General features: G+C 74.0%; 8 protein-coding genes. 4 read left to right on the top strand and 4 right to left on the bottom strand.

The genetic code is table 11. From position 1 onward, the window contains the following. Positions 1-480 precede the first annotated feature (480 nt). Positions 481-1,638, top strand: a complete 1,158-nt coding sequence (locus tag ACFRFC_RS16140) for a D-alanine--D-alanine ligase family protein (protein WP_382685233.1) — start codon at positions 481-483, stop codon at positions 1,636-1,638. A 92-nt stretch (positions 1,639-1,730) separates the two neighbouring features. On the opposite strand, the gene ACFRFC_RS16135 is transcribed toward ACFRFC_RS16140, so the two are convergent. Together ACFRFC_RS16135 and ACFRFC_RS16130 are read right to left on the bottom strand one after the other, a co-directional pair. Further along, entirely contained in the window at positions 1,731-2,243 is a 513-nt protein-coding gene (locus ACFRFC_RS16135) for a DUF3515 domain-containing protein (protein ID WP_382685231.1), read from the bottom strand. Between the two features lie 20 nt (positions 2,244-2,263). Beyond that, positions 2,264-2,497: an Lrp/AsnC family transcriptional regulator gene (locus ACFRFC_RS16130; RefSeq protein WP_003997603.1), complete on the bottom strand. Its 234-nt coding sequence runs from the start codon at positions 2,495-2,497 to the stop codon at positions 2,264-2,266. A 326-nt stretch (positions 2,498-2,823) separates the two neighbouring features. Between ACFRFC_RS16130 and ACFRFC_RS16125 the strand changes: the two genes are divergently transcribed. Continuing rightward, positions 2,824-3,789: a thiamine-phosphate kinase gene (locus ACFRFC_RS16125; RefSeq protein WP_382685228.1), complete on the top strand. Its 966-nt coding sequence runs from the start codon at positions 2,824-2,826 to the stop codon at positions 3,787-3,789. Beyond that, positions 3,786-4,625: a bifunctional hydroxymethylpyrimidine kinase/phosphomethylpyrimidine kinase gene (gene thiD, locus ACFRFC_RS16120; protein WP_382685225.1), complete on the top strand. Its 840-nt coding sequence runs from the start codon at positions 3,786-3,788 to the stop codon at positions 4,623-4,625. Before ACFRFC_RS16125 ends, thiD begins: the two co-directional genes overlap by 4 nt. Before the next feature lie 103 nt (positions 4,626-4,728). Here thiD and rpmB read toward each other — a convergent pair whose 3' ends face one another. Next, the gene (gene rpmB, locus ACFRFC_RS16115; protein ID WP_004924906.1) at positions 4,729-4,914 is read right to left on the bottom strand and encodes a 50S ribosomal protein L28; all 186 of its coding nucleotides are present in this window, start codon (positions 4,912-4,914) and stop codon (positions 4,729-4,731) included. Between the two features lie 303 nt (positions 4,915-5,217). On the opposite strand from rpmB, the gene ACFRFC_RS16110 reads away from it, so the two are divergent. Next, the gene (locus ACFRFC_RS16110) at positions 5,218-6,987 is read left to right on the top strand and encodes a DAK2 domain-containing protein (RefSeq protein WP_382685223.1); all 1,770 of its coding nucleotides are present in this window, start codon (positions 5,218-5,220) and stop codon (positions 6,985-6,987) included. A 614-nt stretch (positions 6,988-7,601) separates the two neighbouring features. Here the strand turns inward: ACFRFC_RS16110 and ACFRFC_RS16105 are convergent. Beyond that, complete coding sequence (locus ACFRFC_RS16105) at positions 7,602-10,538, bottom strand: tetratricopeptide repeat protein (RefSeq protein ID WP_382685220.1); 2,937 nt, start codon at positions 10,536-10,538, stop codon at positions 7,602-7,604. Positions 10,539-10,714 lie beyond the last annotated feature (176 nt).

Here is a 10,714-nt window from a genome sequence, read left to right as displayed (position 1 = left end):
GGCACCGAGGGACCCGGGAGGACGCCGAGCCGGAGCGGCACCGAGCGATCCCGCGATACGCCGGGCCCCAGTGGCGCTCAGCGTCCCGGCGTTGCGTCGGCCTGAATCGGCGTCGGTGTCCCGGCGTTGCCCCAGGCCGGTCCGGCGCTCGGAGTCCCGGCGTCGCCCCGGGCCGCAGTGGCACCGAGGGACTCGGGAGGACGCCGAGCCGGAGCGGCACCGAGCGATCCCGCGAAACGCCGGGCCGAGGCGGCACCACCACCCCGCAACGCCCCGAGCCGGGCCGAGGCGGTACCACCACCCCCGCAACGCCCCGAGCCGAGCCGAGGCGGCACCCCCCCAACGCCCCGCGCCGCGCCGAGCCCGCGCAGCCACCGGCGTGCCCCCGCGAACCCCGCCCGCGACCGTCTGGACGCGTGTGCGACGCCCCCGCCCGGGAAGCTAGGTCCGTGCCGGGGCACCGGGTACGCTCAACGCGATATGAGCAGCGACAACCTCCCCCAGAGTGCCGGGCAGCCCTTCCGTAAGCCGCGTGTGGCCGTCGTGTTCGGTGGGCGCAGCTCCGAGCACGGGATCTCCGTGGTCACCGCCGGAGCCGTACTGCGGGCCATCGACCGGACCAAGTACGAGGTCCTGCCGATCGGCATCACCCAGGACGGGCGCTGGGCGCTCACCGCCGACGAGCCCGAGCGGATGGCGATCTCCGCGCGCCGCACGCCCAGCGTCGACGACCTCGCCGAATCGGGCGAGGGCGACGTGATGCTGTCCGTCGACCCCTCGAACCGTGAAGTCGTCTACGCCGAACCCGGCTCGGTGCCCAAGGCGCTCGGCGAGGTCGATGTGGTCTTCCCGGTGCTGCACGGCCCGTACGGCGAGGACGGCACCCTTCAGGGTCTGCTGGAGCTGTCCGGGGTGCCGTACGTCGGCTCCGGTGTGCTCGCCTCGGCCGTCGGCCAGGACAAGGAGTACATGAAGCGGGTGTTCACCTCCTTCGGGCTCAAGGTGGGCCCGTACCTGGTGATCCGCCCCCGTGAGTGGGAGCGCGAGGAGTCCGCCGCCCGCGAGCGGATCGTCGGCTTCGCCGCCGAGCACGGCTGGCCGCTGTTCGTGAAGCCGGCCCGCGCGGGCTCCTCCATCGGCATCACCAAGGTCGACGATCTGTCCGGCCTGGACGAGGCACTCGCCGAGGCCCGGCGCCACGACCCGAAGATCCTGGTCGAGGCCGCGCTGCGGGGCCGGGAGATCGAGTGCGGGGTGCTGGAGTTCGAGGACGGCCCGCGGGCCTCCGTACCCGCCGAGATCCCGCCGCCGCAGGAGCACGCGTACTACGACTTCGAGGCCAAGTACATCGACTCGACGCCCGGGATCGTGCCCGCCCCGCTGACCGGCGAGGAGACCGCCGAGGTCCAGCGGCTCGCCGTGGCGGCGTTCGAGGCGGTGTCCTGCGAGGGGCTGGTCCGCGCGGACTTCTTCCTCACCGAGTCCGGTGAGTTCGTGATCAACGAGATCAATACGATGCCGGGCTTCACGCCCATCTCGATGTATCCCCTGATGTGGGAGAAGAGCGGCGTGAGCTATCCCGAGCTGGTGGACCGCCTGATCCAGGCGGCACTGAGCCGCGCCACGGGCCTCAGGTAGGCGCCCCGCGGTAGCCGCGGGAACGCCCGTCCCCGGCGATCGGTCGGCGATCAGTCATGATCGGTCGTGATCAGTCGGCATCCCGGTCGTGATCAGTCGGCGATTCCTTCCGGGATCGCCGATTTGATCGCCGGGGCGAGATCCACCAGCACCCCCGCGCTGTCGCTCTCGCGCTCCCCGGGCACCATCACCTCGACATACGCCACGCGCGACGCGGTCGTGAACCGGAACGCCCCGTCGTCGGCCTTCTCCTGCAACCAGTCGACGCCGTCGACCCCGCCCGCGACGGCATCGGGGTCGCCCCCTTCCGCCACTTTCGGATCGATCATCTTCGGGGGCCGTTCGACCCCGCACCGCAGTATGATCGCCGGGCTCCCCCACCCCGCGGTCAGCGCGGAAGCCGGTTCAGGGTCCTCGCGGTCCTGACCGGCCACCGTCGCGGGCAGCGCATCGTCCAGCTTTCCGCACAGCTCGGTCACCGTCGCGTCCGGCGACGGAACCGTCGCGGAGGCGGTGTCGTCTGCTGATGAGCAACCCGCGACGGTGATCGCGAGCACGAGCACGAGCGGGGGCAGGCCGGGGGACCGGTGACGGAAGAAATTCACCGGCCAAGCGTAGACGGGGGCTACAGATGCACGACCGGGCAGGTCAGGGTGCGCGTGATGCCGTCCACTTGCTGGACTTTCGCGACCACCATCCGACCCAGGTCGTCGACGGTGTCCGCCTGGGCGCGGACGATGACGTCATAGGGTCCCGTCACGTCCTCGGCCTGGATGACACCAGGGATCTTGCTGATCGTCTCGGCGACGGTCGACGCTTTGCCGACCTCCGTCTGGATCAGGATGTACGCCTGTACCACGGAACCTCCAGGGCGGCCACGAGGATCATGTGGGGAAAAGGAACGCCACGGTATCGCGTCGCCGCTCGCCACGGGGAGATGTGCGCGGACCGGCGCACACGCGCCTGGGTGCACGGGCGGCGGACGTTGACGGCCGGGGCGGCCGTACCGTCGACCGTAGAGACACCGCAGACAGTACAGACAGCACAGTCACTGCGAAGGCCGCAGACACCGCGAAGGCCGCAGGCGGCGCACGAGTGGTCGCGCGACGGATACGGGATGCGGACGGGATCGGACACGGGGACCGGCACAGGCACGGACACAGGGACAGAAGGGGCGTAAGGGCAATGAAGGGCACCGTCGGTGAGCTGGGCGAGTTCGGGCTCATCAGGGAGCTGACCTCGCGGCTCACCACCAACCCGGCGGTCCGGGTCGGCCCCGGCGACGACGCCGCGGTGGTCGCCGCGCCCGACCGGCGGGTCGTGGCGAGCACCGACATCCTGCTGGAGGGCCGGCACTTCCGCCGCGACTGGTCCACGGCCTACGACGTCGGCCGCAAGGCCGCCGCCCAGAACCTCGCGGACATCGCCGCCATGGGTGCCGTACCGACCGCGCTGCTGCTCGGCCTGGTGGTCCCCGCCGAACTCCCCGTCGCCTGGCCCACCGAGATGATGGACGGCCTGCGCGACGAGTGCCAGGTCGCGGGCGCCTCGGTGGTCGGCGGCGATGTGGTACGAGGGGACACCATCATGGTGTCGATCACCGCGCTCGGCGATCTGCGCAACCAGGAGCCGGTCACCCGGGCCGGCGCCCGGCCGGGCGACCTCGTCGCGGTGACCGGCTGGCTGGGCTGGTCCGCCGCCGGGTACGCGGTGCTCTCGCGGGGCTTCCGCTCGCCGCGCGCCTTCGTCGAGGCGCACCGGCGCCCGGAGCCGCCGTACCACGCCGGTCCGGCCGCCGCCGGGCTCGGCGCGACCGCGATGTGCGATGTCAGCGACGGCCTGATCGCCGACCTCGGGCATGTCGCGGTGGCCAGCAAGGTCCGGATCGACATCCGCTCCGGCGCGATCGACATCCCCTCCCAGATGAACGACATCGGACAGGCGGTCGGCGTCGATCCGCTCCAGTGGGTGCTCACCGGGGGAGAGGACCACGCGATCGTGGCCACCTTCCCGCCCGATGTGAAGCTGCCCGCGCGCTGGAAGGTGATCGGCGAGGTGCTGCACCCCTCGGCGCTGCCCCAGGTGACGGTGGACGGGGCGCCCTGGACGCGCAAGGGCGGCTGGGACCACTTCGGGGACATCGAGTCATGAGCGCGCCCGCTTCCGCGCCGGCTTCCGCGCCCGCGTCCGCGCCCGCGTCCGCGCCCCCTCGCGTCCTGACGGTGGCCGGGTCCGACTCCGGCGGCGGCGCCGGTATCCAGGCCGACCTGAAGACGATGCTGGCGCTCGGTGTGCACGGCATGAGCGTGATCACCGCCGTGACCGCGCAGAATTCCGTGGGCGTCCAGGGCGCTTGGGAACTTCCGGTGGCGGCCGTGCGGGCCCAGTTCCGCAGTGTCGTCGACGACATCGGCGTACAGGCGATCAAGACCGGAATGCTGGCGTCCGCCGAACTTGTCGAGACGGTCGCGGACTTGCTCGGCGGCACGGACGTGCCCACGGTGATCGACCCGGTGGGCGTCTCCAAGCACGGCGACTCGCTGCTCGCCGCGTCCGCGCTGGACTCCGTACGCACGAAGCTGCTGCCGCTGGCCACCGTCGCCACGCCGAATCTGGACGAGGTGACCCAGCTGACCGGCGTGCGGGTCGGGTCCGAGGACGACATGCGGACGGCCGCCGCGGCGCTGCTGCGATACGGGCCGCGCTGGGTGCTGGTCAAGGGCGGGCATCTGCCCGGCGAGGCCGTGGACCTGCTGACGGACGGCTCGGCCGAGCACTGGCTGCGGGCGCCGCGCTACGACAACCGGCACACCCATGGCACCGGCTGCACCCTCGCGTCCGCGATCGCCTCCCAGCTGGCGAAGGGGGACACGGTGCCGGAGGCGGTGACGGCGGCCAAGCGGTATGTGAGCGGGGCCATCGCGGCCGGGTTCGCGCTGGGGGCGGGGATCGGGCCGGTGGATCATGGGTGGGAGCTGCGGCGGTAGCGGGGGAACCCCCTTGCTGGTTCCGGGCACGGCAAAAAGCCGACCCACCGAAGTGGGTCGGCTCGATGCGGCGAACCAGCGTGGCCGCGCGCTCAGCTGAGCGTCAGCGCGAGACCTTGCCGGCCTTGATGCACGAGGTGCAAGCGTTCACGCGCTTCGGCGTCCCGCCGACCACGGTACGCACGCGCTGGATGTTCGGGTTCCAGCGACGGGGCGTACGGCGGTGCGAGTGCGAGATGTTGTTGCCGAAGCCCGGCCCCTTGCCGCAGACGTCGCAGTTGGCAGCCACGGGTCACTCCAAAGACTTCAGATGCACTTACGGTGGATCCCGGCACGCCCGGATCCGGGCCACGGTTCTTGCGAACCGTCGGGGATCTGAGTGGCGGTGCCAGGGGAATGGCCCGATCTGCATCGGGCAACCGCAGCAGCATACAACGGCTGCGTCGGTACAACGAAATTACCATGGCTGCTCAGGAGCCCGCCGCCGCCCCGTACCGGTGGGCGGCGGCCCCGGGACTACGCTGCGTCCCACGTCCAGCAGCCGGGTCCCGCGTCTGCGACATGACCGGCCGGGCAGGTCCTAGGAGGCGCAGTGGCGCAGGTGCCGCAGACATTCTTCGATGCTCTCGCGGTGCGCACGTGGTGCGGTCTCGCCCTGGAGGCGCTGGGACGCGCGCGTGAGGAGATCGACGCGATCAATGTGTATCCGGTGGCGGACGGGGACACCGGTACGAATCTGTATCTGACCGTGGAATCGGCAGTGGCGGCCGTGGAGGCCGTCTTCGCGGGCCACGAGGTCTTCGCGGGCCACGAGGCCGACGCCCGCAACGCGGCGGGGCCCTCGCTGGCGGACGCCGCGCGGGCGATGGCGCACGGGGCGCTGATCGGGGCGCGGGGAAACTCCGGGACGATCCTGGCGCAGTTGCTGCGGGGGATGGCCCAGGTGCTGACCGCCGGTGAGAACGGTCACACGGGCCGGGTCGAGGGTCCGGCGCTGGGGCTCGCCCTGCGGCACGCCGCCGACGCCGCGCGCCAGGCCGTGGCGCATCCCGTGGAGGGGACCGTCCTGTCGGTGGCCTCCGCCGCCGCCGACGCGGCCGGGGGAGCGCCGGGCGCGGACTGCGCGACGGTCGCGCGGGCGGCCTACGAGGGGGCGCGTACGGCCCTGGCGGCGACCCCCGGGCAACTGGCCGTGCTGGGCCGGGCCGGGGTGGTGGACGCCGGGGGGCGGGGCCTGGTGGCGGTGCTGGGGGCGCTGGCGGAGACGTTCACCGGGGAGACGCCGGGGGCGGTGGCGACGGCGGCTGCCGGGCGGTACGCGCGCGGGAGCGGCGTGTCGGGGCCCGCTACGGCGTCCGCCGGCGGGTCGGCGGACGGGTCCGGTGCTGTCGCCGGGGGCGGTGCGGCGGGAGAGTGCGCGGATGCGGCCGGGGACGATGGTCCCGCGTACGAGGTGATCTACCTCCTGGAGGCCGACGACGGGGCCGTGACGCGGCTGCGGGAGCGGCTGGACGGGCTCGGGGACTCGCTGGTCGTGGTCGGCGGTGACGGGCTGTGGAACGTCCATGTGCATGTGGACGACGCCGGGGCGGCCGTGGAGGCGGGCGTCGAGGCGGGACGGCCGTACCGGATCCGGATCACCCACTTCGGCGCGGACGACGTGCACAGCGCGCGGGGTGAGTGGGCGCCCCGGGAGCGGGCCCAGCGGGCCGTGGTGGCCGTGGTGCCCGGCGAGGGCCTGGCGGGGCTGTACGCGCAGGCGGGCGCGACGACCGTGGTGGCCCGCCCGGGGGAGGCGCCCGCGAGCGGGGAGCTGGTGGAGGCGGTACGGCGGGCGCACGCGCGCGAGGTGGTGCTGCTGCCCAACGACGCCGAGCTGCGGCACACGGCGGCGGCCGCGGCCGAGCAGGCTCGCGCGGAGGGCGTCCGGGTGGCGCTGATCCCGACCCGGTCCGCCGTCCAGGGCATCGCGGCGCTCGCCGTGCACGCGCCGGAGCGGCGGTTCGACGAGGACGTCGTCTCCATGACGTCGGCCGCCGGCGCGACCCGCTACGCCGAGGTCGCCGTCGCCGAACGCCAGTCCTGGACCATGGCCGGCATCTGCCAGGCCGGTGACGTCCTCGGCCTCATCGACGGCGACGTCGCCGTGATCGGCTCCGAGATCACCACGACCGCCGAGGCCGTCCTGGACCGCATGCTCTCCGCCGGCGGCGAACTGGTCACCCTCGTCCTCGGCGACGACGCCCCGGACACCATCGCCGAGCACCTGGAGACACGGGTCCGGGAGGGGTACCTGGCGGTGGACACGGTGGTTTATCGGGGTGGGCGGCAGGGGGCGGTTCTGTTGATCGGGGTGGAGTAATCGGGGTGGAGTAGGGGCGGGCGCCGCCGGGTGCTCAGGGGTGGGGGACTGCTCGGCTGGGTCGGGCTGTCCAAGGGGCTGCTTGGCCGGGGGCGTTCGGCCGGCGTTCTGCTGATGTCCAATGGGGTCGGCTGGGGGTGCTTGGGGTGCTTGGGGTGCTTGGGGTGCCGACGCGGGCGGATGTTTGCTTGTCGGGCCAGGCGGGGCCGACCGGGCGTCGTCCGGTGCGGCCGGGGTCGGGGACCCGGTCTCTTTGTCCGGCGCCTGTCCTGTACCTCGGGGGCGGGGCGTCCGGCCGCCTGGCGGACCCTGCCGCTGCCGCCCTGCCGGGTCTGCGCCCGTGCACCGGCTGCCGCCAGGCCCACCCGGTCCCGCGTCCGGCCTCGCCCGGCTGACTCCAGCCGGGCGGCGTGGCGCCCGGCTGTCGCTGCCGTGCTCGCGCAGCGCCGTTTCCCGTCCCGTGTCCGGTCGTCCGGCAGTGGAGCGGCCCCGGCATGCTTCCTGTCCCGCGTTCGGCTACTCCGTCCGTTCGCCTTGGACCGCTGCCCGTCGGGCACCAGGCGTCCCCGTCGCCCGCCCGGCCCGCGCTCACCCTCCTCCGGCGATCACCCCGGCTACCCCTCCGCGCCCCCCGTCTCGCCCGCCTCCCCGTTCTCCGCCACCGCCCGGAGCATCCGTTCCGCCTCCCCGGTGCGCAGGGCCGCCGGTTCGCCGTCGGCGTCCGCGTAGGCGTCCAGCACCGTACGCGCGCGTGCGCGGGAGTGGTCGGGGCGGCCCAGGTCGGCCTCCAGCCAGCCTGCGGCGAGTTCGGCGCCGGTGCGGGCGTGGAAGGCGGGCGGGCCGAGGGAGGTGAAGACCTGGATGGCCCGGGTGACCTGGGCGAGGGCGGCCTCGAAGCCGGGCTCGAACGGCGTGTCGTCGTCGTTGGCGGCGCGGGCCAGGAGATCACCGAACTGGCGGTGGGTGTGGCCCAGTTCGAGGGTCACCTGATGGCGGGCCTCGTCATCCGGGGCCGTGTCCATGGCCGTCGCGCACTCCTGGACCGCCTGCTCCATCAGCTCCCCGGCGGAGGCCCGCGAGCCGTCGTCGCGCAGAGCGAGCCACGCGCGGGCGCGCAGGGAGCGGACCAGGCCGTGGACATCGCCCAGGGAGCGCCACAGCTCGCCCGCACGCGCGTACGCCTGATCGGCTTCGGCGGGCATCCCGGCGGCCCCGAGGGACTCGGCGGCGAGATGGGCGAGCGTGGCGTGGTCCTGCTGCTCGGGCCAGTGGCGGGCCAGGTCGGCCGCCTGGAGCCGCCGCTCGGCCGCCGCGCGGTGCTCGCCCAGTTCACTCAGCGCGTCGCCGAGCCACCACTGGGTCTGGACGACCGCCCCGTCGCCGTGCGTCTCGGCGCTCAGGTCGGTGAGCGCCGACTCCAGTACCTCCGCGGCCTCCGCCCAGCGCCCCAGCGGCAGCAGGAAGCCGCCGAGCAGCTGCCGCGCCCAGGCGCCCAGCTCCGGTCCCTCGCCCGCCTCGTCGGCCCAGTGCGCGGCCTCCAGGGCGTGCTCCGCGGCCTCGGCGGGCCGTCCGGTGCCGCCCAGCACCTCGGCCAGCTGGAGGTTCAGCCGGGCCCGGCCGGGCGGCTCCAGATACGCCCCGCCGTGCTCCAGGGCCGCCCGCAACGCCCGCTCCGCCCCGGCCACATCGCCGAGATGATGGGCGATCCCGGCCAGCCGGGCCTCGTACTCCACGGCGAACCACGGCAGCCCGGCGGCCACGAACCCGGCCGCCGCCCGCTCGAACAGGTCCCCGGCGCGCGCCACCCCCTCGCCGTGCACCGCCAGCTCGGCCAGCATGGCGGTCGCCTCGGCGGTCCGCGCGGCGAGCCGTACGTCGTCCCCGGCCCGCCCCTCCACCAGCGCCAGCACCTCGCGCACGGCGGCCTCGGCCGCCTCCAGGACGCCCCGCTCGACCTCGCCGTCGGCCTCGTGCACGCGCCGCATCAGGATGCGCGCCCGCGCCATCACGACCGCCACGGTCTGCCGTACGCCGGTGCCGTCCTCGGCGTACAGCGCGAGCACCTCGTCGTACGGTCCCGCGACCGCCGCCAGCGCCTCCTCGACACGCCCGGCGAGGGCCTGTACGTACGCCGCACGCGCGCGTGCCGCCAGCGACTCGCCGGGGTCGCCCGCCTCGGCGTAGCACTCGGCGGCCCGCTCGAACAGCTCCAGGCCCTCTGGGCCCAGCTCCATCGCACGGTGGTCGGCGATCTCCGCGCGGTCGCGGGCGGCCAGCTCGACGCCCTCGGCGGCGCGCGCGACCGCCGCCCACGCCTCCACGGCGTGCGGCTGGAGGGTGTCCGACTGGCGCCGCGCCTCGGCCAGCAGCACGGACAGCTCCGGCACGGCGGCCTCCGGCGCCGGGGCGGGCGGGGCGGTGGGCGTGACCGTCGTGCGTATGGAGCGCACGCCCAGCGGCAGCCGGTCCGTCAGGGGGCGTTGATCCATCCGCGCGCGTGCGCGCTCACTCACGTAATCCGTGCCATTGCGCGCGTCGAAGCGGGCGCTCAGCGCGAGCGCCTCCGCGCGGGCGTGGGTCGCCAGCTCGCGCGCGGTCCAGTCGCGTCCGGCGGGGCCCGGCACCGGCCGGTCGCCCAGGCCGAGACCGGTCAGCCGCTCCATGAGGAGGGTCACCACGCTCAGGAAGTCCAGCCGGCTGCGCGGATGCCCGCTGTCGGTGAAGTACGCCGGACGCTCCGCGAGCAGCTCCAGCGCGCGTGCCTCGTTCCCGGTCAGCGCGCAGAACTCCACATGGTCCGCGTACGCGCCCCGCATGCTCTCCATGGACCGCACCATGCGGAAACCCCGCAGATGGTGCGCGCGGGCGTCGTCGGCACGGCCCAGCCGCAGCAAGGGCAGCAGGGACGAGGCCAGCGCGGTGTGCGGCTCGTGCGCGCACGTGTACTCGCCCTCCAGGACCGGCTCCCACAGGCCGAGCGCCTCCGTGTCCCGGCCGCGCTCCGCCTGCCACCAGCCCTGCCCGTGCAGCTCACAGGCGTGGCAGTCCGCCATGTCGTCCCGGTCCGCCGCCAGCCACGCCGTGTACGCCCGCTCGGCCCGCGCCACATCGCCCACGTGCGCGGCGACGCTGAACTCCGCGCTGCGCACCGCCCGTTCCGAGTGCCCGGCCAGCCGGTAGCGGTGCTCCATCTCGCCGAGCCACTTCTCGATCGAGGCGAGCGGGATGTGCGGCTGGTCCAGCATGCCCGCCGACATCCACTTGAAGACCCAGTGCAGCGAATGCGCCTCGTACGCGTCGAAGTCCTCGGGCCGCTCGTCCCACATGCGCAGCAAGCGCGCGAAGGGGACGAACATCTTGTCCTTCTCGGAGCTGTAGTTGTAGACCTTCAGCTGGTGGCCGAGCGCCTCGATCACGGCGAGCGGGACGTCCAGCTTCTCGGCCTCCGCGAGCAGCTGCTCCGCGCGGGCGTTACGGGCCGGGCCCTCCGGCCGCTCGGAGTTCTCCGCCATCGCGTGGCGCAGCGAGTCGAAGTCGGTGATCTCACTCATCAGTGACCGTTCCCGGTGAAGTCGGAGTCGGGGCCGCCGGAATCGGGACCGTCCGGGCTTGAGCCGTGGTCGTCGGGGGGTGGGCTGTGGCCACCGGGGCTTGAGCCGTGGTCGCTGGGGCCTGAGTCCCGGTCCCCAGGGCTTGAGCCCCGACCGCTTGGGCCTGAGCCATGGTC

This window comes from Streptomyces sp. NPDC056734 (assembly GCF_042790455.1).
In the GTDB taxonomy this organism is placed as follows: domain Bacteria; phylum Actinomycetota; class Actinomycetes; order Streptomycetales; family Streptomycetaceae; genus Streptomyces.
Note: the sequence above shows the minus strand (reverse complement) of the source record. Positions and strands in the feature narration are given on the sequence as shown.